The sequence below is a fragment of the Sphingobacterium sp. NPDC055346 genome, from assembly GCF_053645235.1.
Genome location: NZ_JBSHMI010000007.1, coordinates 72792 through 94827 on the forward strand (window position 1 = coordinate 72792; position 22036 = coordinate 94827).

At 39.9% G+C, this 22036-nt stretch carries 18 protein-coding genes; 10 read left to right on the forward strand and 8 right to left on the reverse strand.

Features of this window, described 5'->3' with window-relative positions; all coding sequences use genetic code 11:
- Positions 1 to 130: 130 nt before the first annotated feature.
- Complete coding sequence (locus ACWICE_RS14800; RefSeq protein ID WP_185217656.1) at positions 131 to 1174, forward strand: hypothetical protein; 1044 nt, start codon at positions 131 to 133, stop codon at positions 1172 to 1174.
- Here ACWICE_RS14800 and ruvC read toward each other — a convergent pair.
- Positions 1171 to 1734: a crossover junction endodeoxyribonuclease RuvC gene (gene ruvC / locus ACWICE_RS14805; RefSeq protein WP_185213322.1), complete on the reverse strand. Its 564-nt coding sequence runs from the start codon at positions 1732 to 1734 to the stop codon at positions 1171 to 1173. The genes ACWICE_RS14800 and ruvC overlap by 4 nt on opposite strands.
- A gap of 86 nt (positions 1735 to 1820) precedes the next feature.
- On the opposite strand from ruvC, the gene ACWICE_RS14810 reads away from it, so the two are divergent.
- Together ACWICE_RS14810 and ACWICE_RS14815 are read left to right on the forward strand one after the other, a co-directional pair.
- Positions 1821 to 2795 carry a lysylphosphatidylglycerol synthase domain-containing protein gene (locus ACWICE_RS14810; protein WP_185217657.1) on the forward strand — a complete coding sequence of 325 codons (975 nt, stop codon included), beginning with the start codon at positions 1821 to 1823 and terminating at the stop codon, positions 2793 to 2795.
- Positions 2796 to 2811: 16 nt separating this feature from the next.
- Positions 2812 to 3912 carry a glycosyltransferase family 2 protein gene (locus tag ACWICE_RS14815; RefSeq protein ID WP_185213324.1) on the forward strand — a complete coding sequence of 367 codons (1101 nt, stop codon included), beginning with the start codon at positions 2812 to 2814 and terminating at the stop codon, positions 3910 to 3912.
- A gap of 2 nt (positions 3913 to 3914) precedes the next feature.
- Here ACWICE_RS14815 and ACWICE_RS14820 read toward each other — a convergent pair whose 3' ends face one another.
- A complete protein-coding gene (locus ACWICE_RS14820) occupies positions 3915 to 4661 on the reverse strand; it encodes a lysophospholipid acyltransferase family protein (RefSeq protein ID WP_185213325.1) in 747 nt (248 codons plus the stop codon).
- Between the two features lie 135 nt (positions 4662 to 4796).
- On the opposite strand from ACWICE_RS14820, the gene ACWICE_RS14825 reads away from it, so the two are divergent.
- From ACWICE_RS14825 to ACWICE_RS14840, 4 genes are read left to right on the forward strand one after another with little or no spacing between them, the layout of a single operon-like run.
- Positions 4797 to 5060, forward strand: coding sequence for a DUF2089 family protein (locus ACWICE_RS14825; RefSeq protein WP_185213326.1), 264 nt, complete (start codon positions 4797 to 4799; stop codon positions 5058 to 5060).
- 4 nt (positions 5061 to 5064) lie between these two features.
- The gene (locus ACWICE_RS14830; protein WP_185213327.1) at positions 5065 to 5526 is read left to right on the forward strand and encodes a hypothetical protein; all 462 of its coding nucleotides are present in this window, start codon (positions 5065 to 5067) and stop codon (positions 5524 to 5526) included.
- Positions 5516 to 6115, forward strand: a complete 600-nt coding sequence (locus ACWICE_RS14835) for a hypothetical protein (protein ID WP_454298669.1) — start codon at positions 5516 to 5518, stop codon at positions 6113 to 6115. The genes ACWICE_RS14830 and ACWICE_RS14835 overlap by 11 nt, the downstream gene beginning before the upstream one ends.
- A 4-nt stretch (positions 6116 to 6119) precedes the next feature.
- A complete protein-coding gene (locus tag ACWICE_RS14840; RefSeq protein WP_454298670.1) occupies positions 6120 to 7484 on the forward strand; it encodes an alpha/beta hydrolase family protein in 1365 nt (454 codons plus the stop codon).
- A 59-nt stretch (positions 7485 to 7543) separates the two neighbouring features.
- On the opposite strand, the gene ACWICE_RS14845 is transcribed toward ACWICE_RS14840, so the two are convergent.
- The 5 genes from ACWICE_RS14845 to ACWICE_RS14865 form a co-directional block, all read right to left on the reverse strand.
- Positions 7544 to 8923, reverse strand: coding sequence for a RagB/SusD family nutrient uptake outer membrane protein (locus ACWICE_RS14845; RefSeq protein ID WP_185213330.1), 1380 nt, complete (start codon positions 8921 to 8923; stop codon positions 7544 to 7546).
- Positions 8924 to 8941: 18 nt separating this feature from the next.
- On the reverse strand, positions 8942 to 11950 hold the full coding sequence (locus tag ACWICE_RS14850; protein WP_454298671.1) for a SusC/RagA family TonB-linked outer membrane protein: 3009 nt from the start codon (positions 11948 to 11950) through the stop codon (positions 8942 to 8944).
- A gap of 234 nt (positions 11951 to 12184) precedes the next feature.
- A complete protein-coding gene (locus ACWICE_RS14855; protein WP_254529612.1) occupies positions 12185 to 12895 on the reverse strand; it encodes an SDR family NAD(P)-dependent oxidoreductase in 711 nt (236 codons plus the stop codon).
- 2 nt (positions 12896 to 12897) lie between these two features.
- On the reverse strand, positions 12898 to 13815 hold the full coding sequence (locus ACWICE_RS14860) for a lysylphosphatidylglycerol synthase transmembrane domain-containing protein (protein WP_185213333.1): 918 nt from the start codon (positions 13813 to 13815) through the stop codon (positions 12898 to 12900).
- A gap of 16 nt (positions 13816 to 13831) precedes the next feature.
- On the reverse strand, positions 13832 to 14191 hold the full coding sequence (locus ACWICE_RS14865) for a hypothetical protein (RefSeq protein ID WP_237219520.1): 360 nt from the start codon (positions 14189 to 14191) through the stop codon (positions 13832 to 13834).
- Between the two features lie 27 nt (positions 14192 to 14218).
- Here ACWICE_RS14865 and ACWICE_RS14870 point away from each other — a divergent pair, with 27 nt between their 5' ends.
- From ACWICE_RS14870 to ACWICE_RS14880, 3 genes are all read left to right on the forward strand, one after another.
- A complete protein-coding gene (locus tag ACWICE_RS14870; RefSeq protein WP_454298672.1) occupies positions 14219 to 14782 on the forward strand; it encodes a lipocalin family protein in 564 nt (187 codons plus the stop codon).
- Positions 14783 to 14923: 141 nt separating this feature from the next.
- Positions 14924 to 16075, forward strand: a complete 1152-nt coding sequence (gmd, locus tag ACWICE_RS14875; RefSeq protein ID WP_185213335.1) for a GDP-mannose 4,6-dehydratase — start codon at positions 14924 to 14926, stop codon at positions 16073 to 16075.
- A 108-nt stretch (positions 16076 to 16183) separates the two neighbouring features.
- Positions 16184 to 17125, forward strand: coding sequence for a hypothetical protein (locus ACWICE_RS14880; protein ID WP_254529608.1), 942 nt, complete (start codon positions 16184 to 16186; stop codon positions 17123 to 17125).
- 1111 nt (positions 17126 to 18236) lie between these two features.
- On the opposite strand, the gene ACWICE_RS14885 is transcribed toward ACWICE_RS14880, so the two are convergent.
- On the reverse strand, positions 18237 to 21989 hold the full coding sequence (locus tag ACWICE_RS14885; RefSeq protein ID WP_313261665.1) for an ATP-binding protein: 3753 nt from the start codon (positions 21987 to 21989) through the stop codon (positions 18237 to 18239).
- Between the last annotated feature and the right edge of the window lie 47 nt (positions 21990 to 22036).

A 22036-nucleotide genomic window follows, 5' to 3' on the forward strand; every position in this document is an offset into this window, starting at 1 on the left:
TCAAAAATAATAACAATTATTGTTATATTAATGTTCGAATGATAAAATTACGTCATTTTTTTTAGCATTTTTTCATTGATGTATACAACAACTATTTTTCGTACTTTAGTTTCAGTCACAAATGCTTGTTATGAAAGAAGATGATGTAAAGATTTCGAGGAAAAAGCCAATTTTTCCAGTGGGTACGGGTTTGTTGAAATATCTAAAAGCTTATCAGCGGGATGGTAAATTGCCCATGACCTATTCCGATCTTTTGAATTTCCAAGAAACGATTCCTTCCCTGGACAAGTTTGGCAATGATACGTTGTGGGAAATCCCTTTATATCCGCCCCATATACAAGATACCCTATATGACCAGCTCAAGATCGTATATGCGCAATTGAAGGCTTCCGGTAATACCAGGATTGTGCAGCATAAAGTCATCGAAAAGATTGAATTCTGTGCTTTTGGTAATACCCATCCCTTCCGAATCAAAATTGTCAATAGACTGAATGATGTCTATGATTATTTCTATATCAAGCAAGCGGATGCATCCAGGATCTATGGATTGGAGCTGGAAGAGATTGTATCTCCAAACCAAGTCAATTATCTCTATGATCGCGATACCTTGGTGGAAGAACATATTGTGGGGATTCCTGGGGATACATTTGCCAAGACCAAGATGGACGCTCCGGATTACAACCAGACGAGAATAGCGAAGGAGTTTGTCAAGTTTAATGAACGTTGTGTGATCTCAATGTTAGGGGACATGCGGGCTTATAATTTCGTGATGCAGATCACTCCGGATTTTGATGATTTCCAATTTAGGATTCGTGCTATTGATTTTGACCAGCAATTCTATGAAGGGAACATCAAGGTGTATCTTCCGCAATTCTTCAAGGAAAACTTACCTTATGTCAAATTGTCCATGGACCATTTGAATGAGAAGACGGTCCTGCAGTATCAGCAAGAAGAAAGATCTTCCATTGTACATCGGGTTCGAAGCGAAAGGCATCGTATCAAGGACCTCCGTGATGCCTCCAGTACACAGCAACTCTCAACAAAAGAGAATATTGAGAAACTGAAAGAAGGCTATGCAAGGTACTATGAGAATGAAAATTACTTCAAATGCAAGAGTATGACCGATATTATTGAACTCAACGTCAAGAATGTCATACGGCAGGTCCAGCTTTAGCGGATTCGTTTTTGGTTATCCTTTACGAAAGCTTCCCAACCCGAATAGTTTTTTCCACCGGTGGATTGATTTTGTTGAAAGGCATGACATACCGCAACAGCAAGGCCATCGGTAGCATCCAGGAACTCTGGAGTTTCCTTGAAGCTAAGTAGCGTCTGTAACATGGCCGCCACTTGTTCCTTACTCGCATTTCCGCTGCCTGTAACGGATTGTTTTATTTTTCGGGGGGAATATTCAAAGATTGGGATATCGGCGTTCAGGGCAGCTGCCATCGCTACTCCTTGGGCACGACCCAGCTTTAGCATGACTTGGATGTTCTTTCCGTAGAAGGGTGCCTCTAAAGCTACACAGTCTGGTTTGTATTCTGCGATCAATGCGCTAGTCTTTTTGAAGATGCGTTGGAGCTTGAGGCCATGGTCATCCAGATGCCCCATTTTTATGACACCAAGCGTGATCAAGGATATTTTTTTATTCACCTCCTTCAATATTCCATAACCCAGAACTACCGTTCCAGGGTCAATTCCCAAAATAATCCTCTCTTTAGCCGGTTCTTTTTGCATATGCAATAATACGATTTTCTAAACATTGCTTTCTAAAAACGGTTATTAATTAAAAAATTATTAAAATTGTGCTTTCTTAGACAAAATTGACGAAGACACAGCGAAAATATCTCAATCTATTGATTAAAGTAGCCATTGTTGCGTTGGCGATGTGGTTTGTTGTCAGCAAGGTGAATAATCAAAAGAACTTGAAGGAGTTTGAACACCTTATCCATCAGATCGACCCTCTTACGATCCGATTGGTATTGCTGGTCGTTGTGCTCTTAATGTTTTTCAATTGGTTTCTTGAAGTTAAAAAGTGGCAATATCTAAGTCGAAGGATAGAGAAGTTAGGGCTTTGGAAGGCTATTAAATCAGTTTTTTGTGGACTTACCTGGGCAATATTCACTCCAAATCGGATTGGTGAATACGGTGGGCGGGTGATGTTGTTGAAACCCGAGAACAGGGCTACTGGCGCTGTTGCGATGGGAGTAGGATTATTTGCTCAATTGGTTTTGACTTCGGTTTTTGGTTCTTTGAGCATCGCTTGGTTCGTGACGACCTTTTTGGAAACTCCTGCCTCAGTGGATTTTGGGGTTTGGTTAATAGCCATAATCTATGCATTGGCCTTTTTGATCTTGTATTTCAATGTCTCTTGGGTGGATTATCTGGTAGGGAAAGTAAAGTTTTTGCGGAAGATCAAGCCGTTCTTCTCGGTCCTGGAAGATTTTACCGTTAAAGAATTGGCCTATGTGCTCCTGCTGTCTGCTTTTCGCTTTGCCATTTTTACTTCGCAATATATAATTTTGATGTTGGTCATATTACCAGAGCTGCCGCTCGTTTCAATGGTATTAATGATCTTTATTATGTTTTTTATTCAATCTGCCGTTCCTTCCTTAGATATTTTTGACTTTAGTGTTCGTAGTTTTGTAGCCAGCAATTTGTATGCGTATATTACGACCCAAGAAATTGCAGTGATGGCCATTGTTTCATGTGTTTGGTTTGTTAACCTCATTTTTCCGGCAATCATAGGGTCGTTTTTTGTATTTAACGTGAATTATATCAGTGATAATAAATCTTAGTTTTTTCCTATTTATTATGACCATTATCTATGTGGTATTGGTCCTTTATATGCGAAATGGCTGGATGAAACTGCCAATGTTTCATCTAACATCCATTATGCCCCTTTCAAAAGTGACAGTAATTATCGCTGCCCGGAACGAAGAGTCAAACATTGGCAATACGTTGGATTGTATTGTCAGTCAGGAATACCCTAAAGATTTACTGGAAGTGATCGTGGTTGATGACCATTCTACGGATAGGACAGGAGAGATCGTCACCCGTTATGCGGACCGTGGGGTAAAGCTAATCACCCTAAATGAAGGAAATAAACTCAATTCTTATAAGAAGTTTGCCATAAACAAGGCTATTCACGCTTCTTCTGGTGATATAATCATTACTACCGATGCAGACTGTAGAATGGGCTCCAAATGGATATTGAGCATAGTTCAATATATGGAAAGCCAAGATAAACTGATGGTTTCCTCTCCAGTATGTTACGATCAGGAACAATCTTATTTCGAACGCTTGCAGACCTTGGAATTCCTTTACCTTATTGGTTTAGGGGCAGCGGGAATAGGCAACGGAAATCCAACGACCTGTAATGGTGCCAACCTTGCTTATAGAAAGACATTGTTCTTTGAGATGGGTGGATTTAATGGTATTGATGAATTGGCTTCTGGCGACGATGAGCTATTACTGCATAAGGTTGCGGAAAAACATGCCGACAGGATCGGTTTCTGTAAATCTAGAGAAGCAATAGTTTACACCGATGCCAAAGAAAACCTAAAATCATTCTTAAGCCAAAGAAAGCGTTGGGCTTCAAAAAGTACCAAATATAAGGACAAGAAGGTAGTTGTATTGGGCGTGTGTATCTGGCTCTTCAATCTTTCTTTTTTGCTGAGCTTGATCTTTCTGTTGTTTGGTATTTACGATGCTAGTGAACTGGTATTAACCTCCCTGATGATGAAGATGTTGGTGGAACTGGCTTTTCTTTATCCCATCCTTAGCTTCGTGAACCGAAAGGAGCTGCTTTGGAACCTACCATTGCTAACTGTAGTCCATTCGCTCTATTTTGTCTATATCGGCGTGGTGGGAAATATAGGTAAGTACGATTGGAAAGGCAGAACCGTCAAATAGTTCTACAGATTTTCTTCCTTCACCTTGGCGCGGATCAAATCTTCGGCTTTCTTCACAATCTCCTCTGGATTTAATCCCGTGGTATCAATGGGATCCAAAACCTCCCAAGACATGTGGGTGAAAGGCCTAAGTGGAAATGCTCCCCATTCTACCATTTTATAGGATCCATTAATTGCAATTGGAACAACGAGTGCTTCTGGGTTTTTCTTCATCAAAGTCGCAATTCCACCTACAGAGAAGGACTTCATCTTTCCGGTTTTAGTCCTTGTCCCTTCAGGAAAAATAAATGCAGACCAATTATTCTTTTTCATGTTATTGGCTAGGGTCAAGATCTCTGCAATTGACTGTTTAGGATCTTTTCGGTCAATATTGGCCGCTCCCCCATGTTTTAGGTTAAAAGAGATACTTGGAATATTGGCGGTCATCAATTCAATCTTAGAGATGAACTTACCATGAAATCTTCTCAAAAAGTAAATCAAAGGTGGGATATCGTAGGTACTTTGGTGATTGGCAATGAAGATAATGGGTTTACCAACTGGAATGTTTTTATTGTCGATAAACTGTGTCCTGTTGAATAGGGTATAGTTACATGCTACCAGAAAGCCATTTAGGATATCAACACTTTTCTTATGGGCGGCATAGCCCCCTAGTTTCAAGCATAACCATTGAATGGGATGGAATATCAATAATGATAATGCAAAACAAATATAAAATATCGGAGTAAGGATAAATCCTAATAACTTTCTCATCTGTAAACTAAAATTGAGCAAATATACGAATTAGTATATTTTATCCCTTTCTTCAATTCTTAAATTGTAAATGTTAAACACAGTTTAAATATTATTAAATATTTGTTTAACTTTATTTAAGTAAATCTATAATATATGAAGTTTCCTATTCAATGTCCGGCATGCGATAATGAAATGTCTGTGGTAAAATTGCACTGTAGCAACTGCGAAACAGAGGTGGCTGGAAGATTTAATTTTCCTTTATTGATGCGTTTGGAACCTGAGGAACAGGACTTCATTATTGAGTTTCTATTAAACTCTGGAAGTCTCAAGGAAATGGCCAATAAATTAGGAAAGAGCTATCCAACCGTTAGGAATAAGCTTGATGAATTGATAGATAAAGTTAAAAACCTTCAGTAAAATCATGAAATTCAAAGAAAATCAAAATATGCTGACCACTTGGTTGCTCTTAATCATTTTAGCGGTTATAGCTGCCCAAGTTTTTGCCATCAGTCCCTATTATATGGATGTATTCAAAACCAGTGGCTTTCTGCTGTCAGTAATCGTGTTGCTGTTCTTATTACTGATTAAATTAAAGACTACCTATGATTCCGAAGGAATCCGTATCGTTTTCATCCCTTTTATCTGGAATAAATTTATTCCATGGTCTGACATTGCTTCTGCGTATATTAGGACCTATACATTTGCGGATTTTGGAGGCTGGGGTTACAGAATAGGGAAGTGGGGAAAAGCCTATTCTGCCAAAGGAGATCAAGGATTGCAATTGATCATGAAAGACGGAAGCCAGTTAATGATTGGGACCCAAAAACCTGAAGAGATCCAAAAAATAATAAACCAATATAAACCTTACAAAGATGAGTTCTAGAGATTTTGTCAATATCATGTTAAATCCATTTGAGGATGTAACTAGTCGTAAATTATTGATTTTTGGTAGTTTAGGTTTTCTGCTGCTGAGTATATTAGGGTTTTTCTTCCATTTTATTAACAACGGGATTATTCAATTACATTTTATTGATCCAAGGCCATTTTGGAAATATTTAATCTATGGTCTGATCAATTCTGGGGCATTAACTGCCTTAATGTATGCCTATGCAAGGTTCAATTATTCCAAGACCAGACTATTGGATGTGTTGATTTCAGTGCTCATTGCGCAATGCGTATTGGTTGTTATTGCCCTTTTTCTATTGAATCCTTTTATTATGGGAATCATGGATGGTCTTAAAGGTGAAATTGAAAAAGGTAATATTGATAAGCTAAATATTTCACCTATTAATTTGGGGATCATCACCTTGGCGGGAATCTTCAGTATTTTTTCCATTTATTATTTTTTTCATTTACTCGTTAGAGGTATGAAAATTGCCATCAACAGTAATAAACTGTTCCATACTATAGCGATTGTGTTGTTGACTTTGGTTTTGGACGTTATTTTGAATGTATTAAACCCTTATTTTTAAGTATATGAAGAATTATTTTTTGGCACTGGTCCTGTTTTGTTCATGTTCCATGGGATTTTCACAATCCTTTGAAGGAAACTGGAAGGGAGCTTTGCAGGTTTCAGGGATGGAATTGCCATTAATCTTTGAATTTAAATACAATGGAGCTTGGGAAGGGACAATGCAGAGTCCTAAACAGAGCACTAATAGATTTCCTTTGACAAGCATTCTTGCCGAAGGTGATTCGATATTTGTGGAGCTGAAAAGTATGGGCGTAAAATATGCTGGAAAGATCAGCACTGACCGCAAGAGTATCGATGGCAAGTTTCAACAAGGGGGGCTAAAGACCGAATTAGTCCTTAACAAACTTACTGCTGAGCAAGCCAGTGAAGCTGGTACTTTTAAACGAAGCCAACGCGTAAATCCTCCATATTCTTATGATACCGTAGATGTAACATTTGAAAATAAAATAGACAAGGTAACTCTTGCTGGAACGATAACCAAGCCCAAAGAACCAGGTAAATATCCAGCAGTGATATTGGTTTCTGGAAGCGGTCCTCAGGATCGGAATGAAACTTTAATGGGCCATGAGCCATTTAAGGTATTGGCGGATTACCTGACTAAGAACAATATTGTGGTTCTTCGTTATGATGATAGAGGAGTAGGGAAATCCCAAGGCGATTTTGCGAAGTCTACTACGGGTGATTTTGGAAAAGATGCACTTGCAGCTTTGAGTTTCTTGCGCAAGCAAGCCCAAGTAGATCCAATGAAAGTTGGGATAATAGGCCATAGTGAAGGCGGATTGATAGCCACGATCCTCGCAGGGCAACAAGCTAGTGGGTTGAATTTTATTGTGACCTTGGCTGGTCCAACGATAAGGATGGACTCTCTGATGATTCTCCAGAATGCAGCAATCATGAAATCACAAGGAAAGGATATTTCTGCAGCAGAACGTGCAATAATCAAGAAGAATTATGAGATTATGGCCTCCGACCTTCCTGGCGACAAGGCATTTGACGCCATACGTAATAATATGCGTTCAGTAAGCGGTAGCCAAAATATGGAAAGTGCTGATCAGCTAGCTGCTTTGGTGACTCCATGGTTCCGTCATTTCATCAAGATAGATCCCGTGCCATTTATCAAAAAGATCAAGATCCCTACATTCGCAGCGTTTGGGGGCAAGGATGTCCAAGTGCCCGCTGCTGAAAATATAGAAAGCCTAACGGACAATCTTCCAAAAAACAAAAAAGACCTTTCAAAGGTCTACCCAAACTTAAACCATTTGTTCCAGAATGCTAAAACTGGGGCTGTAGGTGAATATGCTGAAATTGAAGAAACAATTAGTCCAGAAGTGTTAAAGGACATTACAGCTTGGATTAAAGCTTTATAAAGTATAGGTATTTAATAAAAATAGCGGTCTAATTTAGACCGCTATTTTTATATAATCTTTTATTGTGAATAACCTGGATTCTGTACCAATGCAGGGTTCACTGAGATTTCTCTATATGGAATAGGGAATACCATTTTCGGAGAATTGTACGGAAGAGAACCAATATTCTTTTTTGTTCTCTTCAGGTCGTGCAATCTGTGACCCTCAAAGGCCAATTCCTTACTACGTTCCAATAAGATAGCGTCCAAGGTCAGATCTTCTAGATCTTCGAGTCCAGCCCTTTCACGTAGTACATTGATGTCATCTAATGGATCGGCTCCGATGGCAGTGCTCAATCTGAAGTTACATTCAGCGCGCATCAGATACAAATCGGTCAATCGAACCACTGGGATGTTGTCAAAATAATTGTACCATTTTTTGGTAAACCAACCCGATTTGGCGCCAGTGCCATCATAGATCATCTGTGTTCTGCGTTTATCGGTAGGATCAAAAGTGTTGTAATAGGAATTCAAGATGCTCAAATCACCACGACCAACTTTTCCACCTGTATTGTTCAAATAGCTAGAGTAGAATGTTGCTAATCCATCATTAGAAGAACCAGCATTACTTTGTTCGTTCTGTTGAATCTCAAATACGCCTTCAGAAGAATTTGGCGTACGGAAAGGAGCTTCCAAAGTCGGAGATAGCTCATACTCTCCACTTTCGATGATATCATTGGCTAGGTCCCTAGCTTTGTCATATTTGCCTTGTTGTAAATATAGACGTGCCAACATCCCTTGTGAGGCTGCTAGGTCAGAAGGGTAATCTGCTAATTTGGCGATGGAGGCCAATAGATCTTTTTCCGCCTGTGCATAGGACTCTGTCACTGTGCTTCTCGTAATCCCTTTGATCAGGTCTTCAAACTTAGTAACCGCTTTCAGGGGAATAGGTACACCAGGGGTTGAATTAGCTCCACCTGCTTCATATGGTAAGCCATAGAGACGCACAAGTTCAAAGAACATAATACCACGAATGAAATAAGCTTTACCTTCAATTTGGGCCTTCATATCTTCATCAGTGATGATAGGAAGTGCTTCTAGGACTGTATTGGCGGCATTGATCGCCTGATAAGCATTGGTCCAGGTACGGGTAACATCCTCATTGGTTGCAATAATATTCTGATTCGAGATGTCTCGATAAGTTGAAAAGGATCCAGTCCAGTTTAAATAACCAGGGCTGGCAAATAGATCCGGAACCATAACCAGGTTCGTTCCATATAATGCGCCTTCTGCAATAATGGTATAAGCACCGGTGAGGGCATTGTTTACATCTGCAGGGGTAGAAAGTGCCTTTTCAGCCGAAATATCGTCGACAGGCTCAATCTCCAGTTTTTTTCCGCATGATCCCAAGGTCAGTGCAACTGCCACAGCAGGAATTGTAATATATTTTATGATGTTCATGATAGTTCGCTTAGAAGATTAAAAACCAATGTTAACTCCAAATGTGATCGTTCTAGGCTGCGGTGCTGTATAAAAATCAGTACCTAGCTGATACCTGCCGGCAAAGGTCGTGTTGATCTCTGGGTCATAACCGTTGTATTTAGTGAAAGTCAACAAGTTTGTAGCAGAAACATAGATGCGAGCCGATTGCATATAAGCTTTGTTGGCAATACTAGAAGGTAAGTTATAACCAAGGACAACATTTTTAACACGGAAGTAGGAGCCATCTTGAATATAGCGAGAAGAAGGTCTTGTTCCATTTCCTTCATCAAAACGAGGTTGCGGAATCATGGTCACATCGCCAGGTTTCTTCCAATAGTCCATTTGATCTAAAGTCTGGTTATCGAAGTAATCACCATTGGTTGATTGGAAACCTCCTGCAGCATTGTAGATATCATTGCCATAAACAAATTGCGTCTGGATGGCTAGATCGAAGCTCCTATAGGAGAAGTTGTTTCCGAAACCACCAAAGAACTTAGGATTAGGGTCGCCAATCCATTGATCAGCAGCTTCCGAGTATTCGTTGGTTGTTGTCGTTTGACTTGCGTCCAAATAATATAAAGCATCACCATTTTCAGTATCTACACCAGCATAGGCCTTACCGTAAAAGAAACCATAAGGCATACCTTCTTCAATTCTACCCAAATAGCGACCTCCTGGATAGATAGGCTGCCCATCAACCAACTTTAAGATTTTGTTTTTATTGAAGGAGATATTGAATGAAGTGCTCCATTTAAATTCGCCAACAAAGTTTTTAGAATTCAATGCGAATTCCATACCGCGGTTCTGCATATCACCTACGTTCTGAAGGATGGTCGTGAATCCATTGGTAGATTCAATAGGCACATCCAATAATAGGTCGGTTGTTTTCTTGAAATAAGCATCGATGGTTCCAGATAATCTATCGTTGAAGAAACCAAAGTCAACACCGAAGTTGCTTGAAGTTGTGTTTTCCCAAGTCAGTTTTTCATCGCCTAATCTCAATGGAACAGTTCCCGGAACACCGGCATAGTTAGCACCGGTGTACAGTGTCCTTGGTCCAAAGTTATCAATCTCGGCATTACCGGTACGACCGTAACTTGCTCGCAGTTTTAGGAATGATAGGGTTGAGTTGCCTTTTAAGAAGTCCTCTTCAGAAACCACCCAACCTACTGAAGCCGCTGGGAAGGAACCATATCTAGATTCTTTACCGAATCTGGAAGACCCATCAATACGTAAGGTCGCTTCCAATAAATAGCGGTTCTTGAATTTGTAGTTAGCTCTCGCTAGGTAAGATAGGAATGAGAACCTAGACTCAGATGAACTGGCGTTTGATTTTATTGCTGCACTGATGATCTTAGTGAATTGGTCTGAAGGAAAACCTTTACCTTCAGCCATGGTGGATCTTAATTGTCCTTCTTGATAAGCCATACCTAACATCGCGCTGAAATCATGGATTTCATTGAATGTCTTGCTATAGTTCAAGGTATTGTTGGTATTGAAATTGATTGAGCGGGCTTGGTAATTCCAGCCGTAACCTCCAACATCACCACCATCTTGGGTTCTTGATCCTAGAAAGATTTCTTCCTCCAGGTTTTGGAAATCCATACCATATTCCGAACGGAAGATCAGGTTAGGGCTAATCTTAGCACTGGCATAAGCCGTTGCGAATGTACGGTAGGTGTTTGAAAGGTTTTTGCCATTTTCAAGATCAATCAGGTTGTTATAATAAACAGTATAATTGTTCAATACTCCATTCTCGTCCCTGATCGCTTGGATAGGGGGAAGGGCATTTAATTGTAAAGGGTTTGAAAAGGCATTGTCACTGCTAACACGGTAGTTGTCAATTTTATTGATATTGATCGTACCGCCAACATCTAGCCAGGAATTTGCCGAATGGTCCAAACCTAAACGGCCGGAGGTCCTTACAAAGCGGTTGCCGATAATAACACCTTTATTGTCGTTATAACTTCCAGAAGCAATAAATCTTGTTTTTTCATCCCCTCCAGATACATTTAGGCTGTATTGTTGGATTCCACCTCTTCTCAATCCTTCGTCTACCCAATTGCTGTTGTAGTTTTTGTCCCAATCATCCGACCCGGTCCAATCCTCCCAAAATTCAGCTAAAGTAGGATATTGGTCTTCACCGGTTCCGATGTATCCGCCATTGTTCAGGGCAGTGCCCAATAATTCCTTATACTGGGTTCCATTCAGGAATTCACCCTTTTTGGTTGGATCGCTGAAACCCCCAAAGTAGCCTAACTCAAATTTTGTCCTTCCAGCTTTACCCTTTTTGGTCGTGATGATCACTACACCGTTCGAACCTCTGGCACCATAGATTGCTGTAGCAGCAGCATCCTTTAATACATCCAAGGATTCAATGTCATCAGGACTGATGGCTGCCAATGGGTTATCTGGTTCATCATAAGTACCCATGGCAGAAGAAATAATTGGCACTCCATCGATGACATACAGAGGTTGAGTACCTGCTGAGATCGAGGAAATACCTCGAACACGGATCTGTAGGGCCTGTCCTAATTTTCCAGAGCTTGAGTTGACAAATACCCCAGGTGCGCGACCTTGCAGGGCACTTTCAACAGTTTGTAGAGGTACATCTTCCAAATCAGACATTTTTACACTGGCGATTGATCCGGTCATGTCCTTTTTGATCTGAGTACCATAACCCACTACCACAACCTCTTCCAGGTCTGCAGCAGCAGGTGTCAATTGAACATCGATGTTTTTACGGTTGTCGATGCTCAGCTGTTGGGAGCTATAGCCAACAAAAGTGTAATGTAAGGCTTTGATAGAAGCACTTACACCGATTTCATAGCGTCCCTGAGCATCGGTCTGTGCTGCAGAGTTGCTTCCAACTGCACGAACGGTAACTCCAGAAATGGGCTGATTGGTTACAGCGTCAGTTACTGTTCCTGTAATCGTTTGGTCTTGTCCAAATGCAATGAAATGCATCAAGCACAACGATAAGAAAAAAAGTAGTTTTCTTTTCATAAAATAAGTTTCAGTTAGTGATTAGTGTTCACTTGAGGAGCTGTTCTAACTCCTTTAGGCTTTGATTATTAAATTAAATATAGAAAAATTTAATAATCAAATAAATGATAGTCAAAATTTTTAATATTAGCGCTTTTATAAGCGAGGAGTTAATTTTAGCAATTCGATGTTTAAACAATAAAAAACGGCTATCATGTACCATGATAGCCGTTTTAATTTCTTGTATTTTTTTATTTAAGGGGTCGTATTTGCAACAGGAAGGATCTTTCCATTATAATATTTATGTCCGTTTTGGGCAAACTCAGCGACATATCTTCCCATTTCAAAAGCTAAGGTTCCCGCCTCAACACCTGGGAAAGCTGCTTCAAACATTTCAGTCTGTGATGAACCTAAGGCTAGGCAATTCACTTTAATATTTTTATCCTTTAACTCTTCCGCTAAACATTCCGTTAAGATGGCCAAAGCCCCTTTGCTTGCGGAATATGCTGATAAGCCAGGGAATTTTGCAGACCCTTGAAACCCACCCATACTACTGATGTTGACAATATGGCCTCCTTCTTTCATCATCGGAACGATATGCTTAATCATCTGTATATGCCCCAATAGGTTGGATTGGAACATCTGGGCAACATCTTCCATGCTTGTTTCCAAAAATGGCTTATTGATCAGCGCCCCTGCATTATTGATCAGGATATCAACCTTGTCAAACTTGGATTGGATAAATGGGACCAAAGATTCAGGATAATTGTCAAACACAATGTCAAATTGTGCCGGATAGAGTGTTCCGCCATCATGGTTCAATGAGGACGCAATCTCATGTAATTTTCTCAATTTATCTGCTGATCTCGCCAGGGCGATTACCTTATTTTCCTTATTCGCGGTCAAATCTAGCACGGCTTCAAATCCTATTCCACTGCTAGCGCCTGTTATGATGATATTTGCCATTATTATTCCTCTTCTTTATCTATTTCTTCCTCTACTTCTTTTGCAGATGGTAATTTATCTGCTCCCAATCGTTGTGGCCTGAATATATAGTATATACCACTTGAGGCAACCAATAAAGATATGATATAGAATATCAAACTAATGGTTACCGCGATATGTGGGTCCAATTTAAGATAGGTTGCCAAACTGAATATGACAGATTCCCTTAGTCCGATCGCTCCCCCAATGGAAGGTACAATAGCCACCAATTGAGAGACCATAAAGATCAATAGGTAGGGAGAGAACTTGCCATCAAAGTTCATGGCCAATAATATGAAGGTTGCGGTCAAGGTTTGAAAACCCTGAACACATAAGGCCTTAAAATGGGTCGTGATAAAATTCTTAAGGAACTGCTTGAAGAATAGACGGAGCACATACAGGTAGCTGATAGTTCCTATAAAAAGGACTGCTATGGTAACAGCATTTGGTATGGCTAACCTTGGCATGAAGATAATCAGGGCACCGGTGATGATACTTAAGGCCCAAAGACCCGATAACCTATCAAAAAAAACTGCGCCCAATACCTGCCGACGAGAAATCTGGAAATTCTTCTTTAAGAAAAAGATCTTATAGCCATCTCCACCAATTCCTCCAGGTAGAAAGAAATTATAGAGCAGGCCTAATTGATAGAGTCTAAAATTATAGCGTTCGGTCAATTTGAGTCCAATCGCTTTAAAGAAAGAGTTCAACCGTGAGGATGCTACTAAAATGGAGCATATATATGCCAACAGGGCAAAGAATAAGTATAGGGGATTACTGTCTTTTAATACCTCAGTAAGGTCCTTGAATGATATTTTTGTAGAAACCCAATACAGAGCACCCGCTGTGATCAGTACCTTTAGGATGTTTTTTGCGATTTCCCAAATCTTTGATTTTTCCATTTAATTTTTGCTGTAATTATAGCATCGGGTAAATGCGGGAATAGAATAAAATCAGGTAAATCAGCAGAAATCCTCCACACAAGCTGAATAACCAATTCAAATCAATCCGTCTGTATTTTTCCTTTAACATCATGAACATCAAAATGATAAAGATAATGAATAAGGAAATGGGGGCAAATATAGCCCATTTGTTTGGGAAATTTAAAGAAATATTATCCAGTATTTTAGCATCTTTGCTAAAAGCGAATACAATTCCGACAATTAAAACAATCATCATCAAACGAAGAATAGCCTTGGCTACAATTTTGCTTATGGTATGATTTTTGGAAGTGTTGTTCATCAATGAAAATTGAGTTTTTTGTTTACTAATATACATTTATTATACTATTTTAAAATTTGTAATATGCATAAACGTATTATTTCGTTTTTATCTTTACTAACAGCTTTGTTGGTTTTAGGTAGTTGTGGAGCACCAAGAAAAGGCGCTACAGGTGGTACTGAATCAGGAACTGTTTCTGCTACAGGCCCATCGGCATCACAATGGCGTTCGGGAGTGAAAGGAACATGGACATTGAATTCCGTGACCCGCGAAAACATCCCAAGCAGCTATACCGTTAAAAATATGTTTGATGAAGCCCCGGTTGATTGTTTCATCGGTTCGCTATGGAACCTTCCTGGCGGAAACCAAAGAGGAAGCATCACCTTTAATGCGGATGGAAACCTATGTGCTAGTGGAACTGTACGTACCATTGTTTGGTCTATCTTCAATCCCGGTAAAACAGGTGGTCAGCCTGCATTCCAATTCAAGAAAATCTATGCTGGAGACAAAGCTTCTAACGTAACAAGTGGTTACCGTTTGGATTTGTCTTATGCTGATGAAAACTCCTTGGAGATGCGTTTGCCGGTAGAATTGAATGACGGTAAAACTGGAAACTTGGTTCTTAAATTTAGTAGAGCCGGAGAATAATTCCACAAAAAGAATTTTTTGAATGTAAGCCGTAGCGAAATCTACGGCTTTTTTTATGCAAGCCATTTTATCAGGTTTCGGTAAGGTTTTTCTCAATCGTTTGTCTGAAATCTCTATATTTGTCAAGTTATAACAATCAGAATGAGTCAAGAAAGTAATAAAGTTGCTCTCATTACCGGTATTACCGGACAGGACGGAGCATATTTAGCAGAGTTTTTATTAAAAAAAGGCTATGTCGTGCATGGATTGAAAAGAAGAAGTTCTTTGTTTAATACCGACCGTATCGACCATTTGTACCAAGATCCGCACCAATTAGGACGTAATTTCGTCCTGCATTATGGCGATCTTACAGATTCAACCAACCTGATCCGGATCATTCAAGAAACGAAACCTACTGAAATTTATAACCTCGCTGCACAATCCCATGTGAAAGTGAGCTTTGATACCCCAGAATATACTGCAAATGCCGATGGACTTGGAACGCTAAGGATCCTTGAGGCTGTCCGTTTGTTGGGGTTGACAGAACATACCCGTATCTATCAAGCTTCTACATCGGAGCTTTATGGGCTAGTTCAGGCTGTTCCTCAAAGTGAAACCACTCCATTTTATCCAAGAAGTCCATATGCCGTTGCAAAACTTTATGGCTATTGGATTACGGTGAACTACCGCGAAGCATATAATATGTATGCCTGCAATGGTATCCTTTTTAATCATGAAAGCCCTGTGCGGGGAGAAACTTTCGTGACTAGAAAGATTACTCGTGCTGCTGCGAAAATTGCATTAGGTCTTCAGGATAAACTTTACTTAGGCAATCTCTCTGCACAACGTGATTGGGGACATGCCAAAGATTATGTTGAAGCCATGTGGCTGATCTTGCAACAGGATAAGGCTGAAGACTTTGTTATAGCTACCGGTGTGACGACTACGGTACGTGAATTTGTCAGGATGGCCTTTGCTGAGCTAGGGATTGAAGTGGAATTCTCCGGTAAAGCAGAAGCTGAGAAAGGCGTTATTATTGATCGTGATAACGAAAGATTGAAGGAGCTAGGTCTTGATCCTGAGAAAATTAAGCTAGGTCAAACTATTGTAAAAGTAGATCCTGCTTATTACCGCCCTACGGAGGTCGATCTATTGATTGGTGATCCGAGTAAGGCAAACAACAAATTAGGTTGGAAACCCAAATACGACCTTGAAATGTTGGTGAATGAAATGGTACTCTCTGACCTCAAACTTATGCAAAGAGAGGAATATCTCAAAAAAGGGGGCTTTGATATCCTAAATTATTTTGAATAGCAGCAACTTGGAACAATATTTGCTTCCGAAAGTTAAATAAATATTAAATATTCATTTTGTAATTGTTTTGTGTCTCCCCACTTAACAGTTCAATGGAGATAATGGAAAATGAAAACAGACGTTAACAAGATAGATACAAAAGAAGCGCAAGTCGCCCCTGTAGTAAAAAGGGATAATTCTAAGATCTACTTTTTCGTGATTGCAATTGCAGCCCTTTTGGCCACCAATATATATTTCTATGTAAAATATAAATCTTCTGGTGAAAAACTGTACACAGTGACTCTTCAGAAAGAAAATTTACAGATTGAAATAGACCGTATTGAGGCCGAACTTGATAATATCAAATCTGAAGGTATTACCAGTACTGCCGCTTTGGTTGCAGCAGAACAGTCCGCTAGGCAAAAGATTGAAGATTTACGAAAAGGACTCGAAAACAATGAAATCACTGGCCCTCAGATAGAGGCTGCCAAAGCTGATGTTTCTTTGTTGAAAGATCAGGTTTCAAAAATGAAGGATGATGTCACGGCCTTGAAGATCAAAAATCAGCTGTTGGCAGAAACGAACTCAGACCTCAATAAGCAAGTCAAAGATTCCGAGGCAAAAGCTGCTACGCTCGTAACGGAAAAAAATGCGCTTACCGATAAAATTGCCAAAGCTTCTTCTATCAAAGTATCCAATGTACATATCATCGGGATCGAAGAGAAAAGAAATGGCTCTTTAGAAAATGAAAATAAAGCTAAGCGTATTGATAAACTTCAGATCAACTTTACCGTTGCGGACAATCCTTTGGCGGCAATGGGGAAAAAGGAAGTATATGTTAGGATTATCAACCCTAAAGGTAACCTAATTGCCAACTCGGAGGATTTGTTCTTAGTGCATGGTGAAAAATTACAATATACGTTCAAAGAAAACATTGAATTCAATAATAACGGTCAAGAATATCAATTTATGTGGTCTGATCCTAATCACAAATTCCAAAAAGGAGCATACACGGTATTGCTTTATGCGGATGATGCCATAATGGGTCGTTCCTCAGTTGTATTGAAATAAAAAAGGTTATTATATAAACACAAGAAAGGAGCTGAATATTCAGCTCCTTTCTTGTTTTGTGTGGATGAGTGCCAATGGAGCGGCTTGGTGAATCGTAAGATTTAATGATTGTATTGGTTCCCCTTTCCGGTGTCACATTGAGAAGGTTCCCCGAAGGGCAATGTCATTAAATTAGGAAAAGAAATTTAGATTCTTCGTTACTTTTGAAGCCCAAAAGTAACCAAACCGACGTAGGAGCTCACGGATACCAAAAACAACTCGAATCAGTAACGCTTCGGCCCATTTAAGGATTACCGATCTCATTGTTACTTTTGGAGCCCAAAAGTAACCAAAAACCTTCGGCCCATTTAAGGTGGCTTTTCGCACAATCCAGCGCACATGGATATAATGCCTTGTTGTCGGGAATATCTTTCAGAAGATCATCCCTTTTGATGGGATGATCTTCTGAAAGCATTCCAAGGCCAATCCCATCGCACAAGTCGACGGCATTCTATCCATTTTTCCGCCACTGGAAATGAGCCGGTGGCTAAAGTGCTTCCTTCGGAAGGATGTATGTTTGTATAAATTGGGAACCCCTGGAAGGGGTGGAATCTTTGTAGAGATTCTGATCGTTAATCGGATAACCCACAGTGTGGGGGAAATATTTTTTCCATTTTTAAGCCCTTTTTGGGGTCATTCTGAGGAACGAAGAATCTCGGAACCATGCAAAATCCATTTGAAAACACATTGCATTGGCGCAAGGTTCTTCAATCTACAATAATTTACATTGGCGTACAGGTCCTCCCTTTTCGATGTAGAATTACAAGGTCATGAAGGGGAGATCCGTACAGATTCTTCACTGAACGGTCAGAATCAAAATACGCTAAAGAGGGGTTCAGCGTGAAACGAAGAATCTATTTTATTATTTTTTTTAAGGATTGAAGTCAATCCGAAATCGTAAGATGAGGAAACTATTTTAAATGAAGCATGAATAGTTCCGAGACCCTTCAAGGTGACACAAAGAGGGTGTAGAAAAAGCCTTCATCCCAACAAAAGCTTTTATTTCCAAAGCTCTCATCAGAAGCGAACCATAGCCCTTTCCAAAAACAGCCGTTTCTTGGCTTTTAAACCTTTATTTATCTTCTTCCTCATAAAGAGGCAGGATAATAGTGAAAGTCGTTCCTATGCCTTCAAAAGTCACAAAGGAGATGTCTCCATTCATGGACTCGACGGTTTTCTTAACAAAGGCCAATCCAAGTCCTGTCCCGGAGCTTTTCGTTGTAAAGTTTGGTTGGAAGATCTTTGGAATCACATCGGCCGGAATGCCCATCCCATTATCTTTCACGATAATCTTGACTTTCTTTTGGTCCAAATGCTCGATCAAGATGCTGATCAGATGTTTTTTTCTTCCAATCGATGCTTCAATGGAGTTTTTGATCAAGTTATTGAAGGTCCTCAGCAATTGATCCCTATCTCCCAATACATAAACATTCTCATCATCTGTGTTATTGATAATCTTAATGTACGTATTATGGTTGTTATGGTAGACGTTCGCAGATTTATTGATCTTCTCGATCAGGTTAATCTTTGCTAAATTAGTATCTGGTAACTTGGCAAAATTTGAAAACTCAGTAGCAATCTTGCTCAAGCTGTTGATCTGTTCAATAAAGGAATTTGAGATCCTAAAGAACCGTTCTTCAAACCTCGGGTCATCCTCCGTATAACTACGTGTCAATTGTTGGATCCCCAATTTCATTGGAGTCAATGGATTCTTGATCTCATGGGCAATCTGTTTAGCCATCTCGCGCCAAGCATATTCCCGTTCAGCATTCATCAACTGTTTGGCATTTTCCTCCAGCTTCACGATCATAAAATTGTATTCCTTGACCAAGGCGCCGATTTCATCATCACGCTCCCAGTACAATGGTTCGTTTGGTTTATTGCTGAATATCGTTTGGGAAAGCTTTTTACCGATCAAGCTCAGTGGTTTGGTAATGGAGTTGGCAACCATGACCGTTAAGAAACCTAACCCTAGGATAATGATGGTATAGATATTCAAGAGGGTATTCAACAATAAGTTTTGGCTTTCATTTTCTTCCTCTACGGATGTAAAGTATGGAATATTTAAGAAGAGGATATTGTTGTATTCATTGTTTTTAATCGTTGCATAACTTGAATTGTATTCAAAGGTCACAACATTCTCCTTGATAAAGGAATCCGTTTTTTTGAGAACGTTCAGGTTATTGAACGCGATCGGATTAATAAACCGTGAAACCAATCCCATATCATAGATCTTGGGTTGGGAGGTAAAGATCAACTTTCCGTTTTTGTTATAGAGGTTGATGTCAGTGACCGAGGTTTCGGAGAAATTCTTTACAAAGTCCTGTATTTCAGCCTCGGATAGGTTATCGGAAGATTGGATCTTATTCTCAATCTTTTTTACCACATCCATGATATAACCTAGACGTTGCTGCACCTTCGATTTTTCCAATTGACCCGAAATACTGATAAAGGAAATAAATCCAGAGATTACGATCGCAAAGATCACGACACCAATGATCATGGTCTGAATCCGCGTACTATACTGGATACGGTTTATCAATAATTTGAAGTGGTATTTGATACTTCGGAAATTGAATGATTTCTGTGTAATGGTACTAAAGAAATATTTGATACCATCGAATATCAGGAAATAGATGTACAGGCATAGGAATAGGAAGGAGAACACCGCGACAGACTGCCATAAGCTTAGCTGCGGAGTGCTGACCACAAGGGTGGTATTAGCATCCGGTTTATAGACCAGGTTAAAGTAGCCATTATAGTCATCCCTTGTTATGTATTGCTGTACCTTCCCACCAAAGGCATCATCCTTATTAGGGTAGGTGAATGAACCATTTTGGGTGACCAATGCTCCATCACGATATAGTGCAAAGGAGGTCGCATTGCTCTGGTAGTTCCTGATAAATTCCACCTTGCTATCCGAAAGGATCTCTGGATAAGGCATCGTCGTGCCATAGGCCCTGTTCTTGAGGTTGATGAATACTTGGACCACACGGTCTTCGGTCGTATCGACTGGTATATCAAATTGCAGGAAATATTCATGGGTTCCCAAGTCACTACGGACACGGTAGAAATGTTCGGTCTGTTGAACCTTGGTGGACTTATTGATTACCTTCTCTCGATATTCATCGATTTTATTGTTCTCATAGTTGCCTAGGGCCTGGTCATTGTAATAATAATAACCGTTGAACTCAAATTTCGAAAGGTAACCACTGAAATAGGTGTTCTTGATATATTCATTGATAATGTCAATCTGTGTGTTTGGCAAGCTGATGGCGAAAGATTGTCGCAATCCTTCGTCAGCTGTTATCTTCCTTTCCAGATCCACAAACAGGGCAGTGGCATTTAGGTCGTCCTCTGCCTCCAACTGATTTACCGTCACCTTCATTTCCCTTTCTACCTTTGACTCCAAGCTTCGGGTGTAGACGGAGGTGGTCATGAACGCTAGGAAAACCAGGGTAAGGATAAAAGTGGACATGGCCAGGTTTACCTTCAGTTTACTATAGGCCCTTAGCATGATGATGCCGGCCAAGAAGATGTTAAAGAAGGTATTGTCGCCAACAAAAATGGCATTCAAGATGATCGCTGTAACCAAAGCAATCAATTGAATGTTCAGAAAGGATGTTGTATTCGGTAGGATTGACTTTAAGATATTGACAACCGTATCTATGAAATAGAGCAGGATAACCATGTTGATGCACATGATCAAGATGTTCAACCAGCTGTAGGAGTTAAAGGAAAGTAAATTGGTCAGGTCCAATGTTACCGCGGTACTGTTCGTAATCAGGGTAGAAAGATGGAAAAACAGTAAGTTGCTGATCAGGTAGATCCCCAAAATTGAAAGCAAGGCAGTAATGGTCGCTAGGTTTCCAGTCAGTTTCTTCAATGGGATCCTAAGGTAAGGTTGGATAACCCTGAAATAAAAAACCAGCCAACCTACCAATAAGGTGGTCATAAAGAAACCCCAGAGGTTAGGTAGGAGAGGACTGTAAGCGTAATATTTAGGGTCAAAGAGTCCAATGCTTGATGAGGATGCCAGCCAGTTTGTGTTTAGATCCACATATCGGGTCAGGATCAAAGTAAAGGTAAAGAAGGCAAGTGAAAACCAGGGTCTGCCATTCTTTGCAATCATCAGACAGATATTGTTGACCAAGATCAGGAAACAGATCGAAGCGAATACCCAACACATAAATTGGATATCCATAAAAATATTGTCATGCTTCCCTTGATTTAGCTTAACCGAGAATAAATAGGCCCCTGTCTTGCTATAGATGTTTTTTATGTTCTCTGTATCCGTATAGTCTGCAATGGTCAGATTGTTGGTGGCAATGAGCTCATTGAAGAAATGATTGACGAGATATTCATTGGTAATCGAGAAATTGGTCTTTACAGGGATTAATGCGAGGACAGAAGTATTGGAGGTTAATGTCTTCCGTTTGAGGATAAAGGATCGATTATCTTCCTGTATAAAGACCACATCCGATTGGATGCCGCCATCCGTAAGGGGAACATAGATATTGTTGCTCCAGAATATGGGTTTATGGTCCTTATAGATATAAAAGAAGATCTTGTATTTGTCGCCGTATTTCTTGGCTACATCTAGGACTTGGGTAGGGTAGACCTCAACATTGACGAAGGCTTTCATGAGATTAGAATCTGCCCACAGCTCGTCTACAATGTCTTCGTATCGATGAATGTTATTTGAAAGAGTTCTGGTATCCAATTCCAACATATCTTCCTTGGTTACCATTTTGTTGATCATGATGGCGGTAGCGAGGAAAGATACAGTCAGGATTAGTAAGAGGATTCTTATTTTATTACCCATTTATCTGATTTTACTAATGGGTAAATATAAATAAAAAACTCCTCGCA